We start from the raw sequence: 22444 nt of genomic DNA on the forward strand, positions 1-22444 counted from the left end.
CTTGGTTAGGCTGAGGCGGTACAGGCCGGAGGACATTGAGGACATACTTAAGGTTGAAGAGGAGAGCTTCCCTCCAAGGCAGAGGTACTCCCCGGAGACCTTTGAGTACCTGCTCTCCCTCAGGGGGTCATTCATGATAGTTGCCGAGGAGGACGGGAAGGTAGTCGGCTACGCCCTGGGCTACATGGAGGGCAGGGGCGTTGGGCACCTGGCCTCCCTTGCAGTGAGGCCAGCCTTCAGGAGGAGGGGCATAGCGTCAGCCCTCCTGGCCGAGGCCGAGAGGGTCCTCAGGGGCGAGGGGGCCGTGGCGGTCAGGCTTGAGGTGAGGGAGACCAACTACCCGGCCATAAACCTATACCTGAAGTTCGGCTACAGGCCCGCCAGGAGGCTTCCAAGGTACTACGGCGACGAGGACGGCATACTCATGGTGAAGGTCCTAGCCTAGGTCAACCTTCATCGTCAGCTTGCCGGCCAGGGAGCCCTCCTCCATTATCCTGTGGGCCTCGGCCGCCTGGGAGAGGCCGAGCCTCCTAGTTATTATTGGCCTCACGAGGCCCTGGGCGTAGAGCTGGTAGGCCTTGGCCATCTCCCACGGGCTCCCGGTGTGGGTGCCAACTATCCTGGCGTGCTTGAGGTAGAACCTGTTCCAGTTGATCTCCTTGACGGGCCCTCCCAGGTAGCCAAAGATAACTATGGTGCCGCCGGTGGCCAGGGCATCAAGGCTCCTGTCAAGCGTTGTGCCCACCACGTAGTCTATCACTACGTCGGCCCCGTGGCCGTCAGTGAACTCCATGACCCTTGAGACCGCGTCCTCCTCGCTCGTGTTAACTATTAGGTCAGCCCCCGCCTCCCTGAGGACCTTTGCCTTGCCCTCGCTCCTGGTGGTGGCTACTACCTTGGCCCCGAAGGCCTTTGCCACCTGCACCGCCAGGGTGCCCACGCCTCCAGTGGCGCCCCATATGAGCACGTACTGCCCCCTGGAGACGTTAGCCACGCTGACCAGCGACCTGTAGGCCACGAGCAGGGAGAGGGGCAGGGCCCCCAGCTCCTCCGGGTCGCCCTCCGCCGGTATCACTGTCCTGGCGGGCACCTTTACCAGCTCCGCGTAGGAGCCTTCCTCCTGGAAGCCAAGCATGGACCAGAGCCTGCACATGTTCTCCCTGCCGCTGAGGCAGTACTCGCAGTGGCCGCAGCCGTGAACAGGGGCCACTATGACCTGCTGGCCCTCCCTCAGGAAGTCGACACCCTCTCCGACCTCCTCAACAGTGCCGGAGACATCGGAGCCGAGGATGTGGGGAAGCTTCACCTTTATGCCTGGGTAGCCCCTGCGGACCAGCGCGTCTATCCTGTTAAGCGAGGTGTACCTGACCCTGACCACCACCTCGCCTGGGCCCGGCCTCGGGTCCGGGACCTCCGCCTCGTGGAGGACCTCAGGGCCGCCGTGGGAGTCAAACACCACAGCCCTCAAGCGTGACCCCGGGGTCACGTATACACCACTAATAAATGGTTTTTAGCCGGGCGGCCCAAGCCTTGGCCCACGCCTTTACCTCTACGCTTAAAATCCCCCAGGGGCCCTGAGTCGCGGGAGAGAGGCCTTGGGCAAGGTAGTCAAGTTGGTGCTTGACACGGAGGACTTCCACCCCCTGCACAAGAACTGGATGAACCTGGCCCAGCAGCTTGCTAAGGAGCTCAACGTGGAGCTTGAGGTCAAGAAGGAGGACTACGTCTACGCCATATCCTACGGTGACAAGGACGACCTTGGCATGGCCTGGCTCCCCCAGCTCTTCGCCCAGCTTGAGAGCGGCGAGGTCAAGCTAGTTATGAGCCAGTACCCCTTCGACCCTAAGACAACCAAGCCCAGCGACCCCATGGCCCTGGAGGAGGCCAGGAAGAAGCTCCAGGAGATAATGAAGGACCCGTGACCCTTTAATTTACTGGCCACAGAGGACTTTTAGGGAAGTTTATTGTCAGTAAGGCTCGGCAAGACATCAAGGCTCCTCCTGCTCGCCACCGAGCTCCTCATAGCCCTGGCAATAATAGTCGTCATGGCCCTCTCGCTCTGGAACCTCCTGGTGGAGGTCAAGGAGGCCTCGGTGCAGCTCTCAGTTGGCAACGCGGCAGCGGCGCACGTTACCATACTCAGCATGGTGGACCTGGTCATAATAATGCTCCTGGCCGCTGACCTCATGAGGACCATAGTTATAAGCGTGAGGGAGGGCTACATATCCATAAGGAGCATAGTAGAGGTTGCCATGATAGTTATAGTCAGGGAGATGGTAGCCAGCTCAATAACGCAGCAGCAGATAAACTCACTCACCATAATGGAGCTCGCGCTCGCCTTCCTGACAGTGGCCGCCGCCTACGTGATAACCGGCATGTTTAGGGGCGGGGAGGAAGCACACCAAGGGTGCTCGCAAGCCCCCTGACCCTGTCCACTATCTCGTTAACGACGGCCTCCAGCCACCTGGCCCCCCTCTCTGCAGAGGCCTTGGTGGGGTCGCCGAGCACCGCGTGCGGGTAAAGCGCCTGGTCCACCTCCTGGGACTCCACCGCGACCCCGGAGACGTATATCATTGAGTTCCTCATGGACTTCACATCCTTCGCCTCCCCCTCGCCGCTGGGGCTCCAGCCGCTGGGGTGGGCCTTGGCGGCCGACATGTCGACGTGGGCCCCATCTATGTAGAGCATTGCGCTAGTCTCATCCTCGCCCGCGTGGCCTGGGCTCGTGAAGAGCTGCCTCAGCGCCTCCCTGCCTGCGTCCCTCCACCAGTCAAACATGACGAACGTAGCCCCGGTGCTGTAGGCGGCGTCCTTCATGGCCACCCTTATTGCCGTGCTGTTGCCACCGTGCCCGTTTATTATCATTATGAGCCTGTACCCGTTCCTCGCTATTTCCCTCAGGACGCTCCTCACATAGGCAATGAAGGCGTCTGTCTCCACGTTTATTGTTCCCGGGAACCTGGCCAGGGCGGGCGACACACCGTACCATATGGTTGGGAAGAGGTCAGCGCCGAGGGCATCGGCCACCCTCTGGGCCACCCACGTTGCCTCTATGGCGTCCGTGCCCAGGGGCAGGTGGTCGCCGTGCCTCTCAACGGAGCCTATTGGTATGACAGCTATGGACCTGGGCGAGGAGTCAAACCTTGAGCCTGAAAGCTCCCAGACCTCCGGCAAGAGCTTTCCTAGTTAATAGCCTCTGGTCCCACGTATTTATAGGTGGCAGGAACGCTCAGGCAGCCTCCGAGGATAAAGGTGCTTGAGGCCGCGGGGGCCATAGCCGACGGCAGGGTCCAGATGGTGAGCACCTTAAGCCCAGACGTGATTGAGGCCGTGGTGACCAGCAGCGAGGGCGACAGGAAGTACCACGTCAAGGTAGTCAGGGAGGGCGACCACTTCAGGGCGTACAGCGACGACAACGGCACCAAGCTCAGGGGCTACGTGGGCTACCCCATAATATCCGTGCTCATGCTTGCCGGCATAATAGGGAGGGACCCGGAGGTGGAGCAGGCCCTCAAGGGCATCGACTGGAGGAAGCTGAACGAGACCTACAAGAAGTACGCGGTCGTCGAGGACCTAGTGCTTAAGCAGGCGGAGGCCAAGGTGCCCAGGGAGAGGGTCGAGGCCTACAGGGACTCAGTTATGAAGGCCCTGAGGGGCCTCAGGATAGAGTTTGATGAGAGGCTGGCTAAAGCTTAAAAGAGAATCTAAGGCGCGACAGCCTGGAGAGCGGACTTTGATAGACCCCGGAGTGGCCCTGGCGGCCCTAGGCATCACGTTGCTTGAGCTTTCCGAGGCCTCAGCGGTTGGCGTGGCCGTCTACGCTGAGCTCAGGAGCGCACTGAGCTCCTTCGGGGCCATGGTGGCCGGCGAGGCCCTGGTGCTCGTGCCCACGTTCGTTGCAGGCAGGGCTATAGAGGAGGTACCGGTGACCTACGTCCGCCTGTTCTCGGCCACGCTGCTCCTCTACTTTGGCCTGAGGCTGGCCAGGAGCACAAGGAGGACAGTGCTCAGGTCAAGGAGGGGGACGGCGACAACAGTTGCCTCAGAGCTCTCGGAGGGCAGGGGGCTCGCGGCCACGGCCTTCAGTGTAGGCGCCACGGAGGCGCTGGAGGCGGCCATAGTAATACTTGCCCTGCTGCCAGAGAGCTATGCCTCAGCGGCCCTGGGCTTCGCCATAGGTGCCGCCCTGGTAGCCCTCCTGACCTACTTCCTGAAGCAGAACATACTCAGGATAAGGGTGGCCCTCCTCAAGAACTTCGTCTCAGCGATGCTCCTCACGTTCTCCGCCTTCTGGTACATGGAGGCCTTCTACTCGCCCAGCGACGTCCTGCTTTTGCCGATATTCGCTGTCGCATTCCTTGCAGTCTACGCCTACGCAAACAGGTGAGGGGCCGCTGACGCTTCACATAAAATCCCCGCAGACCAAGTGTTAGACAGGCAGCGCGTTTGAAGGCGTCCCCAGAGGACTGCGCTGAGGAACTTGAAGGCATATACCTCACGTCAAGGGTGTACAGGGCGAGCGTTGAGCTGAGGGAGGCCCCGCCCCCCGAGGCCACTGGCAGGAGGGAGGTCTCGCTCCTTGTCAAGAGCGTCCACGAGCCGAGCATAGACGAGGTGCCGCTGCTCAACGCCCTCCTGGAGTCCTTTGACTTCGCTGAGATATACGAGTACGAGCGCGTTGCAGAGGTGCCCGAGGGCGACAGGGCGGAGCACATGGCTAAGTTCATACTTGACGCGCTCTCAAGGGACAGGGGGCTCATAATAGTGGCCCCGGACCTCATGGGCGTCTCCCTGGCCGGCAGGCTCCCTGAAGAGGTGGCAGAAGAGCTTGACAGCTCAGGGATCGCCGACGTGAGCGTGACGGCTGAGAACACCCTCTACCTGCCCCTGCCCGACGTGGTTGAGGACTCGCCCATAGAGGTGGTGGCTAAGGCCAACAGCAGGAGCAGCTACGAGAGGGTCTCATGGATAATGGAGGAGGCAAGGAGGAGGGGGCTTAACGTCAGGGGGCCCGTCTTCATGCCAGACAACAGGTCGGTGATGGAGTACGTCACCTCCACTGGCTCCAGGGGCTACGCCTACAGGGTGCCGGTAACTAAGCTGGCAGCCATGTTGGTCGCCTTTGACAGGTGCTCAGAGCAGGGGCTCGTGGAGGAGGTCAGGAGGGCCGAGACGAGCACCCACACGGTCTACGCCCTCAGGGTGCCCGAGGAGTACTCAAGGAGGCTGCAGGGCGCCCTGAGCGAGCTGCCGAGGAGGTACTCGTCCGCCCCCCTGCTCAGGCCCTCGCCGAGGCTTCAGCCCCTGCTCGAGAGGGGCCTCAGGGAGTCCATGGCTGAGCTCATGAGGAGGCTCGGCGCCTTTTAGTGCAGCAGCAGGTCCTTGTACTTCTCCACATACTCTATGCTCGTCTTCAGGTCGGCGAAGAGCTTTGACACCTGCTCCACGTCTGAGGCTTCCACCCTGCTTGACCCCCTCCTCTCGGCGGCCAGCTTGGCGGGCTGCAGTAGCTGGACGGCATACCTAAGGCTCCTCTCTGCGCCTATCTTGGTCAGGGCGTTAAGGGCGTCGTCGCTCAGCTCTACGTCCTCCTCCTCGGCCCTTACCTTAATGATCTCCCTTATCTCGTCCTCGCTGTATGGCCTAGTGGTGATTATGAGCAGCCTGTCCAGCAGGTCCCTTGGCATGCCGTGGGGCGAGACCTCGTCAGTGCCCCTTATAGTTGTCATGCCCCTGTTGGTGGCGAGCACTATTATCGGGGCGAACTCGCTCTCCATGGCCTTCGTCAGGAAGCTGAAGGCCTCTATGTCAAGCATGTGGGCGTCATCTATGAACATTATCCCTGGCACCAGCTCGGCCTTGCCCTCGTCCCTCAGCTTCTTAACCAGCTCGTCCGTCCTGGCCCTGACCTCGTCGCTTATGGCAGCCTCCTCCCTGAGGAAGCCGAATATCGTGAAGGCAGCCCTCTGGGCCGCTATGGAGGCGTCTATGTCGTGAAGCGTGAGGGTCCTCACTATCTCCCTCTTCGACCTCACCCTGCCGCTAGGTATCTCGACGCTCTCAGTCACGTCTATGTCATAGCTTATTGCGGCCTTCTCCTTGACCCTGCCGAGCCTTCTCACCTCGCCCGTGTTGACGTCTATCATTATCACGTCCCCCTTCCTTATGCCAAGCTCCTGGAACTGCTGGGCCACCTCTGGGCCTACGGTGAACGTGCCCGAGTCGTCCTTGGTCTCAAGGGTCACCTTGGCGCCTCCCAGCACTGGGTAGGGGTAGAACGGCGAGGTCCTCTTGAGGTACTTGAGGTCAGTGACGACGCCAGTGACCACCTCCCTCTCGTCCCTCATCCTAACTCCAACCGCCCTGCGCATGGCCTGCATCAGGAACTCTGTCTTGTTCTCGGCGGCGAGCACCTCTGAGCCGTTTACTGCCACGAACGGCGTGTCCTCGCCCAGCTCCCTAGCCATCGCGACAGCTATTGCGGTCTTGCCAGTGCCGCTGGGGCCAACTATGAGGACCCCCTTGCCGCCAAGCCTGCCCTGCTTCACCATCTCAACAACGAGGCCCGCCGCCTCCCTGGCCTCGGTCTGCCCTATCATGCCGTCAGCTATCCTGAGCGCCTTGCCGTTCTTGTCAAGCCCCAGCCCCCTTATGTGGCTGTGAACTGATGACCACTTGGGCTGCCTCACGGGAGTTATCTGAATTTCGGACATGTTGCACACCGTCTTCAAAGCTGTCCAAGGGGCCTTTAAGCTTTAGTAAGGAAGCTGAAGTCATCCAGATGCATGAGGACTTCAGCGGAGGGCCACGTAGGCGCCCAGGACCATTATTCCAAGGCCGAGGGCCTGGAGCGGGCTCGGGGGCTCCCCCATGGCTGCCTGGACCCCGGCGGCCGCGGCGGGCACCAGGTAGCTCAACAGGGTAGCCCTGGAGACGCTCATCCTCTCAAGCAGCCTGCTCCACGAGAGGAACTGCAGGGCCCCTCCCATGGTTGAGGCCCAGGCTAGGCTCGCGAGGAGCGTGAGGTTGAACCTGACCGGAGAGGGGTCGAGGGCCACGAAGGGGAGCATCATTGCCGTGCCAAGCAGGAACATGGAGAGGTTCACAGAGATCATGTCAACTCCCTTGCCCAGCCTGGCTATCTTCCTGTAAAGCACCGTGTAGCCAGCCCATAGGACGGTGTTAAATAGCGTAAGGCTGACGCCTAGCGCTGTGTTCCTGCCCCTTATGGACTCGGCGGCGTAGAGGGTTACCCCCACGGCGCCTATAGCTGTGCCCGCGGCGCCCCACCTGTCGAGCCGCTCGCCAAGTATGAAGAAGCTCATTATTATTGCCACGAAGGGCATGAAGTAGCTCAGGCTCGCCGAGGTCGCCGGGAGGACCAGCATGAGGCCCCAGGCCCACACGACGGAGCTCGCGGCCGCCAGGGCTGCCAGGAGGACCACGTACCTGTTGAGCGTAAGCGACCTGGTGATCACTGCCAGGGCCGCGGCCGAGAGCACGAACCTGAGCAGCGTGTACTCGAGCGGCTGGGCGTAGGCCAGGCCTGCCTTAACGAAGAAGTAGAGCAGCGCTGAGCCTATCACGTAGACGCTTAGCCAGCCCGCCGAGGCCCTGTCCAAGCCTTACCCTAAGAGCGCTGGGCCTCTCCGCACATTTAAAGTGGTCGCTTTACAGTTAAGCTGTGGGCGACGTGAGGAGGGCCTCCCTGGGCTTCATGGTCGAGGCGGCCCGAGCCGTGATAGCTGGATGCAGGGAGAGGGGGCTAAGGTGCAGGGACCCTCCCCTGGCCACGTCACGGCTCCTGTCGAGGATCGGCCTTAACCAGTACCAGGAGAGGGCCTTCTGGAGCGACGTGGAGGGGGTCTCGGGCAGCAAGTACGTTATTTACAGGTACCGAAGGGCCTCCTTCTCGCTGAGCCTAAGCGTGGTCAGCGCCGAGCTGCTCCACATTGATGGCTGGCTGCCCGTCGACTACTTCGACTGCAGGCTCCTGGGCGAGGCCTGCTCCAGGTCGCCAAGGGGCAAGGCGCTTTATGCCTACGTCTCAGGCTCCATAGTGGGCGGCAGCCTTAAGGTCAACGCGCTCAACTTGCTTAGGATCCTAGACATGACTGCCCCTGGCCTCATTGACGAGCTCCTTGACGGCGTGAACGACGCCATATGGGGCAGGGGGCACGAGAGGCTTGTAGGCGCCGTGCTGAAGGCTATGAAGATGAACAGCATTAAGATGGTCCTCCCCGTGATCCCTGAGGACGTCGAGAGGCTCCTCAGCCTGTCGCCGCTCCTGGCAAGGCTGCTTAAGGGCTAGGACTCCTCCTCTTCCTCCTCAGCCTCCTTGCCCCTCTGCCTCGGCGGCGGTGGGGGCGGCTGGGCCTGCCTTGATGACGACGAGAGCCTCTCAAGCCTGAGGCGGAGCACCCTCTCGGCCTGCTCCATTATGCCGAGCAGGTCGCCCGCCTCACCTATGTCGCCCTTGTCCATCAGCTCCCTGAGCTTGACGCTCGCAAAGTACTCCAGTCGCTTTATGGTCTCATCAATCTCTACCTCTCGAGCCTCCTCGTCGCTGCTTACTATGTAGACCTTGCCGTGGAGCGGGCACACGACGTCGCCGCTCTTCAGCCTGAAGAGCGGGAGGCCGCATATGGGGCACGTCTGCTCCAGCATGACCCCGCCCTGCGCCATTAGTTGCGTCATTATCTTGATTACCTTTGGGTCCTTCCTGGCGTCGTACTTGTTTCCCTCCTCTCCCATTCCCTTTCCCCGACAACAGTGTCGCCTGAAGTTAAAACGCTAAGCATACTTACGAACAAAGCTAATCTCCCTGAGGGGGCAGCACAGCAGGAGAGGCGGCAGGAGTGCCAGGCTACAGGAGGATGGAGCTGCCCAGGAGGTCCTCGAACGTCGGCGTCAGGTGGAAGTACGCGGTGGTTGCCGGCCTGGTGGCCGCTGTCATAGCCCTGTCGCTCAGGCTGGCCCCGGCGGCCGTAGGGCGCCAGGCGATGATAACGGTGACCACGGGGCGGCAGCTGGCGTCAGCGATGAACACCACTAAGCCCGTGCTCCTCATATTTGGGGCCACGGACTGCCTCTACTGCCACGTCCTTGACCCCTACGCGGAGCAGTACGCAGAGACGCACCCAGACGTTGAAGTAGTTAACGTTGAGCTTAACCTGCTCTACTCCAACGACCCAGAGCTCGTTGAGAGGCTGGTCTCATACTATGACGTACAGGGGACTCCGACCGAGGTGGTGATATATCACGGCATGGTCTACGGCTACCACGTCGGCATATGGCCTCCCCTGGGCGCTGACCAGGTGCCATACATAGAGCAGTTCGTCAGGAGCTCCCTCAGCGGCAGGCCGATAGCCCCGGCCCTCAGCGTCGGCCCAGCGCCTGTCAAGGGCGGCCCACCGGCGGCCCTGAAGTACGTGAGCCCCGCTGCGGCCCTCGGCGTAGGGGCCCTGGCGGCCCTGAGCCCCTGCAGCGTGCCAATGTTAGCGCTCTACTCTGCGTCATCGAGGAGGAGGGCCGCGTCCAGGATGGCCCTCGAGCTGGCCCTGATGACCCTCGGGGTGGCGGCCTTCGGGGCCCTGCTGGCCAGGGCCTACTCCCTGTCGCCCCTCATAGAGTCCTCGCTCGAGGGCTTCGCGGCCGGCTTCTCTGCCTTCCTTGGCTATGATATCCTCAGGGGGAGGGTCGTTGTGCTCAGCGGCCCCGCGGCCGCCTTTGCGCCCCTGGCGGGCCTCGAGTGCTCCCTCCCCTTCTTCGTGGCAGCCGTCTCGGCCGTGGCCGCCGCGGGCCTGGCGACTGCCATATTAAGCTCCCTCGCCTTCGGCGCGGGCTACTCAGCGGTGTACGTGGGCCTCTCAGGGGCGGTTGGGAGGGCCCTGTCGGCGAGCAGAAGGTATGGCACTATTGCCGGGGCCACGCTGGTCCTCATAGGCGTCCTGCTGTTCGCCTACATCATAGTCGTCTGAGCAGGGCTTTTTGGCCTCCCCCTTAGCCAGAGCTCCGGTGATACATTGACAACAGTGGTGGCCACGCTGGCGGGCGAGCTGGGCATAAAGGGGAGGCCGACGAGGGCCCACATGGTCAGCGAGCTCATAAGCAACGTCTCAGCTGCAGTGAAGCTCAGGTCGTGGAGGGCCTACGGGGGCACCCTTGTCCTTGAGGTTGACGGGGACGCCTCGCCCCTCTCAAAGGTCTTCGGCATAGCCCACTACTCCGTGGCTGCCCCTGTCAAGTATGAGGACCTCCAGGACCTTGTGAGGAAGGCGTCGGCCTTAGTGGCCAACGACGTCAGGGGCAGGAAATTTGCCGTCAGGGCCAGGAGGACAGGGGCTGAGGACAGGTTCACGAGCATGGACGTCAACAGGGAGCTGGGGGCCGCGCTGCTGCAGGCCTCAGCCGGTGTTGACCTGGAGAGCCCTGAGGTGACAGTATACGTTGACATAGTTGACAGGGGACTCGCATACGTGCACGCCGGCATGGCAGAGGGCGCGAGGGGGCTGCCGGTGGGCGTAGCCGGCAGGACTGTTGCCCTGGTCTCCGGGGGCATAGACTCGCCCGTGGCCACGTGGATGATAATGAAGAGGGGCGTCGTGCCGCTCGTGCTCAACCTGTCAATAGGAGGGGAGGCCCACAGGAGGGCCGTGCTTGAGGAGGTCAGGGTGCTGAGGGCCTGGTCGGGACGCCATGACATAAAGGTCTTCTTCATTGACGGCATCCCGGTCATGAAGGGGCTGGCTGACGTCAGGAGGGACCTGAGGGTCGTAGTCCTCAAGAGGGTCCTCTACAGGCTCGCCGAGGCCCTGGCGGCCCGCGAGGGGGCCCACTCCATAACCACGGGCGAGTCCCTCTCGCAGGTCTCGTCGCAGACCATGTGGAACCTGGAGGCGGAGGAGCACGGCATAGAGCTGCCTGTGCTGAGGCCCCTCATAGCTATGGACAAGGACGAGATCGTGGAGGTCGCAAGGAGGATAGGGACCTACAGCATATCCGCTAAGGTGCCGGAGTACTGCGCTATAGCCCAGGCGTCAACCACCAGGGCCAGGGTCGAGGACGTAATCAAGGCCGAGCAGTCCATGAACCTGGACTACAGGGAGCTTGTGAAGTCCGCGGAGGTGGTTAAGGTCAGCCCCGAGGGCCAGGGTACTTAGAGGCCTCCCTCTCGTAGGCTCTGACGACGTCGTCAAGGGTAACTATGCCAATGAACTTGCCGTTGTCCTCAACTATCGCGTACCTTGAGTTAGTCCTTGACATCATGTTTATGGCCTCCTCAAGGCTTGAGTCGGGCCTCACGTGCCCGGGCTCGGGCCTCATGTACTTGATCGCGGGCTCCTCAGGCTTCCCCTGCCTCAGGTCCACGGCGTTGACTATCCCAAGCACCCTGCCCAGCGGGTCGACCAGGGGCAGCGACAGGAGGCCTGCTGACGTTATGGCCTGAAGGGCCTCGGAGACCCTGGCGTCCTGCCTCACGTAGAGCTGCCTCGGGGGCACCTCAGCCACCTTGACCTTCCTCAGCACCGGTATTGAGTACTCGCCGGCGTGGGCCGGGGACCGGGCCCTGCTCTCGACCTGCTCCTTGAGCAGGGTGGGCCCCCTGAAGACTATCATGGCCACTGCTAGCGCTATCATCTCGCCCGGCAGCAGCGACAGGCTGCCCGACATCTCAACTGTCATGAGCATTGAGCTCACTGGAGCCGAGCTGGCGGCCCCGAAGGTCGACAGCATGCCCACCACAACGAAGGGCCCGACCTCGCTGAAGAGCCTGGACGACGCGAGGTGAAGGGCCTCCCCGAAGGCGAGCCCAGTGAAGGCCCCTATGTCAAGCCCTGGGGCGAAGACCCCTCCCTTGGCGCCGCTCCCCAGCGTGAGCGACGTGGCGAGGACCTTGGAGAGCGGCAGCAGCGCCAGGGCAAGGGCCAGCGGCAGGAGGGTGACCACCTGGCCGCCGCCTATGAGGTACCTGACCCAGCTGAGCCCCTCGCCCATGTCCTCTGGGAACAGTATCACCAGGAGGCCTACCAGCGCGCCTCCAAGGGCCGCCCTGACAAAGGGGTTGGCCAGCGACCTGAACAGCCTTGAGAAGTAGCTGAGCGACCTGACGTACAGCATTGCCATGCCCCCGCTGACTAGTCCCATGACCGCGAAGAAGGGCAGGTAGAGCGGGTTGAAGGGGCACCTGCAGGACCCAAGTATTGGGGAGAAGCCGGTCACCGAGCCATACACCACGTAAGCTATGCTTGAAGCTATGAGCGAGGGGTATATGACCTCAGGCTCTATGTCCCTCCTGTAGAGCAGCTCCGCCGAGAGCAGGGCGCCTGCGAAGGGGGACTTGAAGACGGCCCCTATGCCCGCCCCGAGGCCTATGGCGACTGCCCTCCTCCTGTCCTCCGCGCTCATGTTCATGACCCTTGAGAGCCACTGTGATATCACAGCCCCCGCGTGCGACGCGGGGCCCTCCCTCCCGGCGCTCCCCCCAAGGCCTATGGTTATCGCTGACGATATGATGGATGCGGGGGCCTCCTCGAGCCTCATCCTGACGTTCCTGTGGTACGCCCTCACCGCAGGGTCGCTGCCCACCTCGGGCGTCCTCATAGCAAGGGCCACGAAGAGCGACAGCGGGAACGCGGCCGCCAGCACGAGGGGCATGAGGAGGAGCCTGGGAAGGGCAGCGTAGTACTGGGGGAGCGTCATGCTTCTCTCGTTTACATGGAGCAGGCCGAGGAGGACGAACATGCCAAGGGCGTAGACCTCAAGGTAGTAGAGGGCCAGCTCTATGAGGCCCACTGAGACCCCTATAACTATGCCGGCTATGAACCACCTCTCGTAGTAGGGCAGCCCTGAGAGCCTCAACGTTAGCCCCGCGGTAGGCCTGGAAGGGAGGTATAAAAGTGAGGCCGAGGCCAAGGGTAACGATAAAAATTTGGAGGGCACGGGAGCCCTGGAGATGAGAATGCCCAGGAAGCTCAGCTCCAGGCTCTCCTCGCTGGCCGCCTCGCCAATGAAAATAATAGACTCGCTCCTGGGCCCCGCCGGGGCTGACGTAATAAGGCTCCACGCCGGGGAGCCGAGCCTGCCCCCTCCCCTTGAGCTTGTAGACACCCTGGTCGAGGACCTGAGGAGGCCCGAGAGCTACGCCTACGCGCCCACGAGGGGCCTGCCGGAGCTCAGGGAGGCCGTGGCTGAGGAGCTTAAGCGCGACGGCACCTCTGTGGGCTTCGACGAGGTCGCAATAACCCCCAGCGGGACCTCAGCGATATTCTCCGTAATGTCAGTGCTCCTGGACCCCGGCGACGAGGTCATTCTCATAGACCCCACCTTCATGATATACAGGCCTGTCATTGAGTACCTGGGAGGCAGGGTCAGGTGGGTCAGGGCGAGCCCTGAGGCCGGCTTCCAGCCGGACCCGGAGGCCATAGCAAAGGCCATTAACGACAGGACCAAGGCCATAGTGCTCGTTGACCCTGACAACCCCACGGGCAGGCTCCTTGACCTTAGCGTGGGCAGGGCGATAGCTGAGGTTGCCCAGGACAGGGGTGTCTACCTCATAGTTGACGAGGCCTACAGGAAGATAGTGTACGAGGGCTCCTACAGGAGCGTCCAGCCCTACGCCCCTGACAGCGTGATAGGCCTCGGCACCTTCTCCAAGGACCCAGGCGTGCCTGGCCTGAGGCTGGGCTACATCTACGGCCCCAAGGACTTTATAGACGCATACGCTGCCTTCAGCGGGCACGCGTTCTTCGGGGCCTCAAACATGTCGCAGCTCTATGTGCTGCGCTACCTGAAGTGGGAGGGGAGGGAGAGGTTCATAGAGTCGGTGGTGGCCGAGTACAGGAGAAGGAGGGACGCCGCCGTGAACGCCATGAAGAGGTACGTGCCCTCCGCCAGGTTCACGGAGCCGCGGGCCTCTATGTACCTCTACGCCGACCTCTCGCCTCTCGTGGGCGACGCCGAGTCCTTCGCCTCAAGGCTGGCCTCAAGGTACAGGGTCACAGTGATGCCTGGAACAGCCTTCGGGCCGAACGACAGGACCTTCATAAGGGTCACCTTCGTCAGCCAGCCACCTGAGAGGCTCGAGGAGGGCATAAGGAGGATTGGGGAGGCCCTAGGAGAGGCGGGGCAGTAGGAATTTATCTATCTTAGGATACTTAAGGCAATAGGGTGCCTCTGACGATTAGGATTAATCTCCCAAAGCAGGAGGTGAACACGTTCTACTCGTTTCCTGACTTCGCGCCGCCTGAGGAGCACTGCAGGGGGCTAGCATGTTACGCCGCCAGGTCGCTTAACCCCGAGGCCTGGAAGAAGGCCACTGCCCAGCAGCCGCCGACCTACTGCCTGGGCAAGTGCTACGCGGGCCCCTCGAGCACGTCAACTCAGGGCTACCCAAGGGTTGAGGTGAGGTCCAGGAAGGCCGTAGTGTTAAGGCACATAGTCAACGGCCCCGTGGAGTCGCTCAAGGATTACCTGGCCAGGGGAGGCATGAAGGGGCTCGAGAAGGCACTCTCGATGACCCAGGCCGAGGTCATAGACGAGGTCAAGAGGTCCCAGCTGAGGGGCAGGGGAGGGGCGTACTTCCCCACAGGCCTGAAGTGGGAGTCCGCTTACAGGCAGGGGGCGCCCGCCAAGTACGTCATAGTTAACGGCGACGAGGGGGACGCGGGGGCGTACGTGGACAGGTTCCTCATGGAGTGGGACCCATACCTAGTGCTCGAGGGGGCAATGATAGCCGCGTACGCTGTGGGGGCGCACAAGGTGTACCTCTACATAAGGAGGGAGTACCCTGGGGCCATAGCTGCCATGAGGAGGGCCGTGGAGGAGGTGAAGGAGGCGGGCTACCTCTCTCCCCCTCTGCCCTCAGAGGTGGAGATCCACGTGGGCAAGGGCTCATACGTTGTCGGCGAGGAGACTGCCATGATAAACGCGATAATGGGCAGGAGGCCCGAGCCCACGCCGAGGCCCCCTTACCCAACAGAGAGGGGCCTCTTCGGCATGCCGACGGTTGTTAACAACGTCGAGACCCTGGCAAGCGTCCCCTGGATAGTTGAGAACGGGGGTGACGCCTACGCGGAGATGGGGTTCAACAGGAGCAGGGGCACAAAGGTGCTGAGCCTCAGCTCCACCTTCAACAGGCCGGGCCTCTACGAGGTCGAGTTCGGCGTCAAGCTCAGGGACGTGGTGTATGACATGGGCGGAGGGGTGAGGTTCGGGAAGCTTAAGGGAGTCATGATAGGCGGCCCCCTGGCCTCCCTGATACCTCCCGAGGAGCTAGACACGCCCCTGGGAGTTGAGGAGCTCAGGGCCATAGGCGCCAGCCTGGGGCACGGCAACGTGATAGCCTTCAGTGACGACACGAGCGTAGCCGACATTCTTCACGAGGTCCTACTGTTCGCGTCCTTCGAGTCCTGCGGCAAGTGCTTCCCGTGCAGGCTGGGAACTGCCAAGCTGGAGAGGATGTTCAGCAAGGGCTACCTGACGGAGGAGGAGGCCAGGGAGGCCATGAGCATAGCCAATACAATGGCTGCCGCCAGCCTCTGCGGCCACGGGCAGGCCACGGGGCAGGCGGTGGCGGTCACGCTTAAGAAGTTCTGGAAGGAGATAGTGAGGTGATAGCCGTGCCCGTGAGGGTTATAATTGACGGAAGGGAGGTCGTGCTGGAGAAGCCCACAACAATACTCAACGCCGCCAGGAGGGCCGGCATAGACATACCGTCGCTCTGCTACGACGAGAGGCTCTCGCCATATGGTAGCTGCAGGCTCTGCCTCGTGGAGGTCAAGGGCAGGGGCCTCGTGACCGCCTGCACCACTTACGTGCAGGACGGCATGGAGGTCTCAACGGAGACCCCGGAGGTTGTAGAGCACAGGAAGACCATACTGAGCATGCTGGCAGAGAGGCACCCCAGGGACGCCAGGGGCAGGCTGGCGGAGCTCTTCAAGAGGTACGGCGTTGAGCCAAGCGGCGAGGAGAAGCCGGGGCTAGTTGACGACAGCCACCCGCTCCTCCGCTTCGACTTCAGCAGGTGCGTCCTCTGCTACAACTGCGTCAGGGTGTGTGACGAGTACATAGGGAGGCTCATATGGAGGGCCATGTACAGGGGCCAGCAGACCGTTGTCATCCCTGAGACCGGCAGGCTCGGCACCAGCTCGTGCATAAGCTGCAGGGCGTGCGTGGACGTCTGCCCCAGCGGGGCCATAGTGGACAAGGTGATGTCGTCAGCCGCGCCTGACAGGTGGGGGGAGACGGCGTGCTCCATGTGCTCCCTCTCGTGCCCCGTCAAGGTGGGCTTCTCCGGCTCGAGGCCCGTCTACGTCGAGGGCGAGAGGGGCCAGCTCCCGTTCTCGGCCGAGTGCCTCAAGGGCAGGTACCACTGGGAGGACCTCGTCTACGTGCCCGAGAGGCCCGAGGGGCCCAGGTCCAGGTCCAACGGGCTGTGGTCCAAGGCTGGCTGGGACGACGCGCTGAGGTCCGTGGCCCAGGGCCTTAGGGACGCCGTGAGGGAGGGAGGGCCCAGCTCCGTGGGCGTCATAGTGTCGTCGAGGCTGACGGCTGAGGCCTACTACCTCTCCCAGCTGCTCGCCAGGGCAGGCCTTGGAACTAACAATATCGACACCGCCTCGACGCTGCTCCCGTCAACTGGGGAGTTAGCGCCGATAGGCGGGCCGCTGCCCACCGCGCCCTTCAGCGCGGTCCAGGACGCTGACGTTATTGTTACCATAGGCCAGGTGGAGGAGTACCATCCGGCCCTGGCCTCAGCAATAAGGAGGCAGTCCCTCCAGGGCTACTCAAGGCTGGTGGTCATATCTACTAAGGACGACAAGCTGTCGCGCTTCGCGGACGTCTTCGTGGAGTCAGGCCAGGAGTCCGTGCAGGCTGCCATAAGGGCCGTGGAGGCCTCCCTTGCTGAGGGCGGCAGGGTAGACGTCGCCGGCGCCTCAAGGTACCTGGCTGGGGCCGCGTCGCTGGCGCTGAGCCTGAGGTCCCTGGGAGGCTCAAGGGCGTCAAGGCAGGCAGGGGTCGACGAGGCTGCAGTGAGGGCGGCGGCCGACGCCATCGCCTCAGCTAAGAGGCTGATTATAGTGGCTGAGCTTGACGGCACCCCGGGCGTCGGCTCAGAGGCCCTAAGCCTGGCGGCCCTCTCAGGAGCGCTTAGCAGGGAGGGCTCGGGCTTCATGCCGCTGCTGTCCTACTTTGACAACTACGAGGCCGTGGCCTTTGGCGTGAGCCCGTCAAGGCTGCCGGGAGGCCTTAGGCTTGACGAGGCCAAGGAGCTGGGAGCCGCGTGGAGGGCCCAGGTGCCGGAGGAGCCTGGTATGAGCTCGGCCGAGATGCTGGAGGCGGCCAGGGACGGGAAGCTCAGGGCGTTAGTAGTCATAGGCTACGACCTGGCGTCGCCCTCGCCCATGAGGGAGTCGATACTCGAGGCCATGTCAAGGGTCCCGCTGGTGGTCTCCATATCGCCCACAGCTGGGGTTGGCGTGAGCTATGCCTCAAAGTTCCACCTGCCGCTGGCCTCTCACGTTGAGGAGGAGGGGGTCTACGTCTCAGCGGACGGCAGGCTGACTCTGGCCAGGGGCAACACGGTCATTAACGGCGCCCTGAGGGGCTGGGAGGTGGCCTCAAGGCTCCTCGAGGTCCTCGGCTACCAGGGTAAGTACGCCTCTGCCAAGGACGCCTGGGACGAGCTAAGGTCCCTTGTAAAGCCCCCGCTGCCCGACTACAACTCCATTGCCAGGGGCCTGGCGAGGGTCGACCTTAGGCGGATGGCGGCGTAAGCGCCCTCGGTTAAAAACCTGCGACGCCTACCATGACTGGGCACTGCGGTTGAGCAGCTGGGAAGAGGACGAGTGCTATGAGTTCAGGAGGGAGCTCGACGAGCTCTTCGAGAGGGTCTACAGGGACGTAAAGGCGGGCAGGTACGACTTCCTCAGGGACGCCATAGACATAGACGTGGTCAAGAGCATATACGTGGACAGGCCCCACGAGATTATAGTGATACCTGACATGGGCAAGCTCAACAGGGGGGCCGAGGTGCTCATATACATAGACCCCATGTCCCTGGCCGTGACCGGCACCAAGGGCGAGTGCAAGTATAACAGGGTGGCCGACCACAACAGGGTGAGCTTCTACAACAGCCTGCTTGAGTACCTGGACTACCTCTCGCAGAGGTCCGAGCTCCAGGTCAGGGGCGTTGGGCAGAGGACCAGGTCAGTCATGTCAATAGCCCTGGACAGGGTAAACTGAGGCCTTAACGTATAAGGGCCTGGAATTCTGTAAGGAAGAAGCAGTACGTATTCTAGCAGAAACGGCCAGGTCAACAGGATATTATTTAGGGCATTACATCGTTTTAACTTATTCAGAAACTGTGAACATTTTATAGGCAGCCCCGGGGTAGGCCGCTGGGGAACTTATATGTCGTCAGGTAAGGGGCTCCTGAGGAACGCCATAGGCTATAACGAGCTCCTGGGCCAAGCAATAGCTATGATAGCGCCCCTGGGCGCCGTCGCCGCGACCCTCACGGGGGCCGCCCAGTACGCCCTCGGCTCGCTCCCGCTAGCATATATAATAGGTATATTTGGCGTCCTGGCCTGGATCAACGTGCCCTACCAGTTCTCAAGGAAGATAAGCAGCGCCGGCGGCTTCTACGAGTTCGTCTCCCAGGGCTTCGGGCGCAGGCTTGGCACCTTCACGGGCTACCTCTACCTCTTCTCCTACTTCAACACCATAACTAACGCCGTGCTCTTCGTGGGTGGGGTCTTCCTGCCATCTATGCTTAGCACCTTCTTCGGCGTGAGCCTGCCGTGGTGGTTCTGGATACCAGTGTCGTTAGTCTTCCTGGCACTGATAACGCTGCCCGCCTACCTGGGCATAAGGCCCTCCACAAGGTACAGCCTCTACACGTCGGTTATTGAGATAACGCTCCTGATAGTGTTCTCGCTCATACTCCTTGTCAAGTTCTCTAGCAGGCTTAGCCTGGCCCCCTTCACCCCTGGGCCGGCCCACGGCTGGGCCCCTGTCTTTGAGGGCATGATACTTGCCATATTCTCCATGTCGGGCTCCTCGGCGGCCGTCTACATAGCTGAGGAGACCAGGGACCCGCTGAGGAACGTCAAGAAGGCAGTCCTGGTGAGCTTCCTCATAACAGGCGTCGTCTTCGTGCTCACTTCCTACGCCATGGTTATAGCCTGGGGCCTGAGCAAGATGAGCAGCTTCGCCCCCTCGGGCGTCCCAGGGCTTATACTGGCAGACAAGTACATAGGTGTCTGGTTCCTTGTGCTGCTCCTGGCGTTCATGCTTAACAGCCTTGTGGCAGGCTCCCTGGCGCCACTGAACTCGAGCTCGAGGCTCCTGTACGCCCTGGCCAGGGACGGCGCTGCCCCGGCCTGGCTCGCTGACGTGCACCCGAGGCACAGGACGCCCCACAAGGGCGTACTGCTGCTCTCCGGCCTCTCGGCGGCAGTGATACTTGCCGCGGGGCTCGCTATGGGTCCCTTCAACGGCTTCCTGTTCCTAATAAACGCCTCAGCCATAGCCCTCTTCGTTGGCCACATGCTTGGCGACGTGGCCCTGCCGTTCTTCTACAGGAGGCTTGGCGAGGTCAACATAGTGTACCACGTGCTGGCCCCGGTGGTGTCCTTTGTAATACTGCTCTTCGGCATCTACTACAGCTTCTACCCGCCGGCCTACCCAATAAACGTGGCGGCCATAGTCACGGGCCTCTTCGCCATAGCCGTGGCGGCCATGATAATGGCGGGCACAATAAAGGTCTCGCCCCCTGCCATGCCTTCAGTGAGCGCCCCTGTCAGGGGCTCCCAGGAAGGCTAAGCCTTGGCTGCGATGTTAAATGCGTAGGATCAAAAACTTTTTTGCTAATACACAACTAATTAATTTTCAGCTGCCATAGCTACCTGGGACCCGCTATTGTATCGCATACTGGGTAGGGCCGGGAGTACAGCCCTGCTGATGGGCAACGAGGCGGTGGCCAGGGGCTTCCTTGAGGCCGGCGGCGGCTTCGCAGCTGGCTACCCAGGAACCCCATCAACTGAAGTAATAGAGTCTCTGGCTGACGTCGCCAAGGAGGTTGGCATCTACGTCGAGTGGAGCTCCAACGAGAAGGTAGCCGTGGAGGCCGCCTACGGCGCCTCCTTGACTGGGGTCAGGAGCATAGCTACCATGAAGCACGTCGGCCTTAACGTGGCTGCTGACGCCCTCATGAGCATAGCCTACACCGGCGTCAGGGGCGGCATGCTGGTCTTCGTAGCAGGCGACCCGAGCATGTGGAGCAGCCAGAACGAGCAGGACAACAGGTACTACGGCCTCATATCCTACGTGCCCGTGCTAACGCCGAGCGACCCGCAGGAGGCCAAGGACCTCACCGTGCTTGGCCTTGACCTCAGCGAGAAGTTCTCGCACCCGTTCATGATGGTCAGCACCACCAGGGTGTCCCACACAAGAGGGCCCGTGGTCCTCGGGCCGCTGAGGCCCCCCAGGACGACGGGCAAGTTTGAGAGGGCCAGGGGGCTGACGCTCGTGCCAGCGGTTGCCAGGGAGCAGAGGGAGAAGCTCATATCGAAGTGGGAGGACATAAGGAAGACGTTCTCCGGCCTCGGCCAGTTCAACAGAGTCGAGGGAGATGGCGACGTAGCAGTAGTCACTGACGGCGTCGCCTACGGCTTCGTTAAGGAGGCCCTCTCGGAGCTTGGCCCCCAGGCCGACAAAGTTAAGGTCGTTAAGATAGCAACGCCGCTGCCGTTCCCCAGGTCATTCGTTGTTGAAGCCCTGTCCAACGTCAAGAGGATCCTGGTGGTGGAGGAGCTTGAGCCCGTGGTCGAGGGCCAGCTGAAGCAGGCCCTGGAGGAGGAGAGGCTGACGCCCGAGGTTCACGGCAAGGACCTGGTGGGCCTGGCCGGGGAGCTGACGCTTGACCGCGTCAGGAGGGCCGTGAGGTCATTCCTTGGCCTGCCCGTTGAGGAGCCCAGGCTGTACAAGGTGGACCTTCAGATACCGCCCAGGCCGCCCGCCTTCTGCCCAGGGTGCCCGCACAGGGCAACCTTCTACGCCCTGAGGAGGGCAGTCAACAGGCTGAGGATCAAGGCCATATACAGCGGCGACATAGGATGCTACAGCCTCGGCCTCTACGAGCCCTTCAAGGAGCAGGACATAATAATTGAGATGGGAGGGAGCGTGGGCGCCGCCAACGGCCTGGCGCACACGGCCCAGGACCAGATGCCCATAGCGATAATCGGCGACTCGACCTTCTTCCACGCCGGGGTGCCCGGGCTGATAAACGCCTTGTACAACAGGGCCCCCATGCTCCTGCTGGTTCTTGACAACAGGACCACTGCCATGACTGGGGAGCAGCCTGACCCAGGGTCAGGGGTCACTGCAATGGGTGACGAGGCGCCTGTTATAAGCATAGAGGGCATAGCTAAGGGCATAGGCATAGAGAAGGTCGTGACCTTTGACCCATTCGACATAAACGGCGCCACAAACGCTATGGCTGAGGCCCTCGAGTACGTGGTCAAGGAGAGGAAGCCGGCGGTGGCAGTTGCGAGGAGGGCCTGTGCGCTGGACGCCCTGAGGAGGGCCAGGAAGGCCAAGATCCAGGTGCCCCTGTACCAGGTCGAGGACAGCAAGTGCACAGCCTGCGGCATATGCTACAACGCCTTCTCGTGCCCGGCCATATTTGTCAAGGACGACAGGAAGGCCTGGATAGACCCGAGCCTCTGCAGCGGCTGCGGGGTCTGCGCTGAGATATGCCCGTACAAGGCCATAGTTAAGGTTGTCCAGGAGGGCAAGGGGTGGGAGGAGGCATGGATGTGAGCCACAGGAAAATAAACATAGTTATGACTGGCGTCGGCGGCCAGGGGCTCATAACGGCCGCCAGGGTCCTCGGGGAGGCAGCCGTGGAGGGCGGCTGCAAGGCGCTGGTGGCCGAGACCCACGGGCTGAGCCAGAGGGGAGGGGCCGTGGAGGTCCACGTGAGGCTGGGGGACGTCTACTCCCCCCTCGTGCCCAGGGGCGAGGCGGACGTGGTGCTCTCCTTTGAGATGATAGAGGCCGTCAGGGGAGTGCCCTACCTCAGGCAGGGCGGCGTCCTGCTCACGGCCGACACCCTCATGATGCCCCCAACCCCTGGCCTCAGGCCGCTGAAGAGGCAGCAGATAGAGGCGGCGCTCAAGGGGGCCGGGGTGAGGTACGCTGTGATACCCGCCAGGGAGGTGGCCGAGAAGGTCGGGAGCTACCTGGCTGAGAACATGGTAATGCTTGGGGCGCTTGTAGGCACTGGGGCCCTGGACGGCTTCGTTGAGCCTGAGAGGATAAGGGCCAAGGTGCAGGAGCTCCCCATGGCAGAGAAGAACCTGGCGGCATTTGAGGAGGGCATCAGGCTGGGCTCCCAGGTGAGGCTCAGGCCATAATTACAGCCATAGCCTTATATATT

General features: G+C 62.1%; 22 protein-coding genes. 16 read left to right on the plus strand and 6 right to left on the minus strand.

All coding sequences use genetic code 11. The features are described 5' to 3' along the window. Position 1 precedes the first annotated feature (1 nt). On the plus strand, positions 2–445 hold the full coding sequence (gene rimI / locus ACZ5GQ_RS00185; RefSeq protein ID WP_498856663.1) for a GNAT family protein: 444 nt from the start codon (positions 2–4) through the stop codon (positions 443–445). Here the strand turns inward: rimI and ACZ5GQ_RS00190 are convergent. Continuing rightward, positions 437–1459 carry a zinc-binding dehydrogenase gene (locus tag ACZ5GQ_RS00190; protein ID WP_498857409.1) on the minus strand — a complete coding sequence of 341 codons (1023 nt, stop codon included), beginning with the start codon at positions 1457–1459 and terminating at the stop codon, positions 437–439. The genes rimI and ACZ5GQ_RS00190 overlap by 9 nt on opposite strands. Positions 1460–1595: 136 nt before the next feature. Between ACZ5GQ_RS00190 and ACZ5GQ_RS00195 the strand changes: the two genes are divergently transcribed. Together ACZ5GQ_RS00195 and ACZ5GQ_RS00200 are read left to right on the plus strand one after the other, a co-directional pair. Beyond that, complete coding sequence (locus ACZ5GQ_RS00195; protein WP_498856664.1) at positions 1596–1922, plus strand: hypothetical protein; 327 nt, start codon at positions 1596–1598, stop codon at positions 1920–1922. A 42-nt stretch (positions 1923–1964) separates the two neighbouring features. Next, the gene (locus ACZ5GQ_RS00200; RefSeq protein WP_498856665.1) at positions 1965–2426 is read left to right on the plus strand and encodes a phosphate-starvation-inducible PsiE family protein; all 462 of its coding nucleotides are present in this window, start codon (positions 1965–1967) and stop codon (positions 2424–2426) included. On the opposite strand, the gene ACZ5GQ_RS00205 is transcribed toward ACZ5GQ_RS00200, so the two are convergent. After that, positions 2380–3174: a creatininase family protein gene (locus ACZ5GQ_RS00205; protein WP_498856666.1), complete on the minus strand. Its 795-nt coding sequence runs from the start codon at positions 3172–3174 to the stop codon at positions 2380–2382. The two genes, ACZ5GQ_RS00200 and ACZ5GQ_RS00205, sit on opposite strands and share 47 nt — an antisense overlap. A gap of 42 nt (positions 3175–3216) precedes the next feature. Between ACZ5GQ_RS00205 and ACZ5GQ_RS00210 the strand changes: the two genes are divergently transcribed. From ACZ5GQ_RS00210 to ACZ5GQ_RS00220, 3 genes are read left to right on the plus strand one after another with little or no spacing between them, the layout of a single operon-like run. Continuing rightward, entirely contained in the window at positions 3217–3696 is a 480-nt protein-coding gene (locus ACZ5GQ_RS00210) for a UCP014422 family protein (protein ID WP_498856667.1), read from the plus strand. Between the two features lie 37 nt (positions 3697–3733). Beyond that, positions 3734–4387, plus strand: coding sequence for a hypothetical protein (locus tag ACZ5GQ_RS00215; protein WP_498856668.1), 654 nt, complete (start codon positions 3734–3736; stop codon positions 4385–4387). A 59-nt stretch (positions 4388–4446) separates the two neighbouring features. Next, positions 4447–5367: a hypothetical protein gene (locus tag ACZ5GQ_RS00220; protein WP_498856669.1), complete on the plus strand. Its 921-nt coding sequence runs from the start codon at positions 4447–4449 to the stop codon at positions 5365–5367. Here ACZ5GQ_RS00220 and ACZ5GQ_RS00225 read toward each other — a convergent pair. Further along, entirely contained in the window at positions 5364–6713 is a 1350-nt protein-coding gene (locus ACZ5GQ_RS00225) for a RuvB-like helicase (RefSeq protein ID WP_498856670.1), read from the minus strand. The two genes, ACZ5GQ_RS00220 and ACZ5GQ_RS00225, sit on opposite strands and share 4 nt — an antisense overlap. 81 nt (positions 6714–6794) lie before the next feature. After that, positions 6795–7622, minus strand: a complete 828-nt coding sequence (locus ACZ5GQ_RS00230; protein WP_498856671.1) for a DMT family transporter — start codon at positions 7620–7622, stop codon at positions 6795–6797. Between the two features lie 62 nt (positions 7623–7684). On the opposite strand from ACZ5GQ_RS00230, the gene ACZ5GQ_RS00235 reads away from it, so the two are divergent. Beyond that, positions 7685–8311: a hypothetical protein gene (locus ACZ5GQ_RS00235; RefSeq protein WP_498856672.1), complete on the plus strand. Its 627-nt coding sequence runs from the start codon at positions 7685–7687 to the stop codon at positions 8309–8311. Here ACZ5GQ_RS00235 and ACZ5GQ_RS00240 read toward each other — a convergent pair. Continuing rightward, complete coding sequence (locus ACZ5GQ_RS00240) at positions 8308–8697, minus strand: Sjogren's syndrome/scleroderma autoantigen 1 family protein (protein ID WP_498857410.1); 390 nt, start codon at positions 8695–8697, stop codon at positions 8308–8310. The two genes, ACZ5GQ_RS00235 and ACZ5GQ_RS00240, sit on opposite strands and share 4 nt — an antisense overlap. Positions 8698–8858: 161 nt before the next feature. On the opposite strand from ACZ5GQ_RS00240, the gene ACZ5GQ_RS00245 reads away from it, so the two are divergent. Both ACZ5GQ_RS00245 and ACZ5GQ_RS00250 read left to right on the plus strand, forming a co-directional pair. Next, positions 8859–9980 (plus strand): thioredoxin family protein, encoded by a 1122-nt coding sequence (locus ACZ5GQ_RS00245; RefSeq protein WP_498856673.1) that lies wholly within the window; start codon positions 8859–8861, stop codon positions 9978–9980. A gap of 54 nt (positions 9981–10034) precedes the next feature. Next, on the plus strand, positions 10035–11162 hold the full coding sequence (locus ACZ5GQ_RS00250; RefSeq protein ID WP_498857411.1) for a tRNA sulfurtransferase: 1128 nt from the start codon (positions 10035–10037) through the stop codon (positions 11160–11162). Here ACZ5GQ_RS00250 and ACZ5GQ_RS00255 read toward each other — a convergent pair. Beyond that, positions 11137–12861, minus strand: coding sequence for a chloride channel protein (locus ACZ5GQ_RS00255; protein WP_498856674.1), 1725 nt, complete (start codon positions 12859–12861; stop codon positions 11137–11139). The two genes, ACZ5GQ_RS00250 and ACZ5GQ_RS00255, sit on opposite strands and share 26 nt — an antisense overlap. A 70-nt stretch (positions 12862–12931) precedes the next feature. Between ACZ5GQ_RS00255 and ACZ5GQ_RS00260 the strand changes: the two genes are divergently transcribed. The 7 genes from ACZ5GQ_RS00260 to ACZ5GQ_RS00290 all read left to right on the plus strand — a co-directional run bounded on the left by ACZ5GQ_RS00260 (position 12932) and on the right by ACZ5GQ_RS00290 (position 22421). Then, entirely contained in the window at positions 12932–14134 is a 1203-nt protein-coding gene (locus ACZ5GQ_RS00260; RefSeq protein WP_498856675.1) for a pyridoxal phosphate-dependent aminotransferase, read from the plus strand. A 35-nt stretch (positions 14135–14169) separates the two neighbouring features. Further along, the gene (locus tag ACZ5GQ_RS00265; RefSeq protein ID WP_498856676.1) at positions 14170–15615 is read left to right on the plus strand and encodes a complex I 51 kDa subunit family protein; all 1446 of its coding nucleotides are present in this window, start codon (positions 14170–14172) and stop codon (positions 15613–15615) included. A gap of 5 nt (positions 15616–15620) precedes the next feature. Next, complete coding sequence (locus ACZ5GQ_RS00270; protein WP_498856677.1) at positions 15621–17777, plus strand: 2Fe-2S iron-sulfur cluster-binding protein; 2157 nt, start codon at positions 15621–15623, stop codon at positions 17775–17777. Positions 17778–17826: 49 nt separating this feature from the next. Beyond that, positions 17827–18246, plus strand: coding sequence for a hypothetical protein (locus ACZ5GQ_RS00275; protein ID WP_498856678.1), 420 nt, complete (start codon positions 17827–17829; stop codon positions 18244–18246). A 168-nt stretch (positions 18247–18414) separates the two neighbouring features. Continuing rightward, positions 18415–19827, plus strand: coding sequence for an APC family permease (locus tag ACZ5GQ_RS00280; RefSeq protein WP_498856679.1), 1413 nt, complete (start codon positions 18415–18417; stop codon positions 19825–19827). A 96-nt stretch (positions 19828–19923) separates the two neighbouring features. Beyond that, positions 19924–21825: an indolepyruvate ferredoxin oxidoreductase subunit alpha gene (gene iorA / locus ACZ5GQ_RS00285; RefSeq protein WP_498856680.1), complete on the plus strand. Its 1902-nt coding sequence runs from the start codon at positions 19924–19926 to the stop codon at positions 21823–21825. Beyond that, positions 21816–22421: an indolepyruvate oxidoreductase subunit beta gene (locus ACZ5GQ_RS00290; protein ID WP_498856681.1), complete on the plus strand. Its 606-nt coding sequence runs from the start codon at positions 21816–21818 to the stop codon at positions 22419–22421. Before iorA ends, ACZ5GQ_RS00290 begins: the two co-directional genes overlap by 10 nt. Positions 22422–22444 lie beyond the last annotated feature (23 nt).

The sequence above is a fragment of the Caldococcus noboribetus genome, from assembly GCF_055389385.1.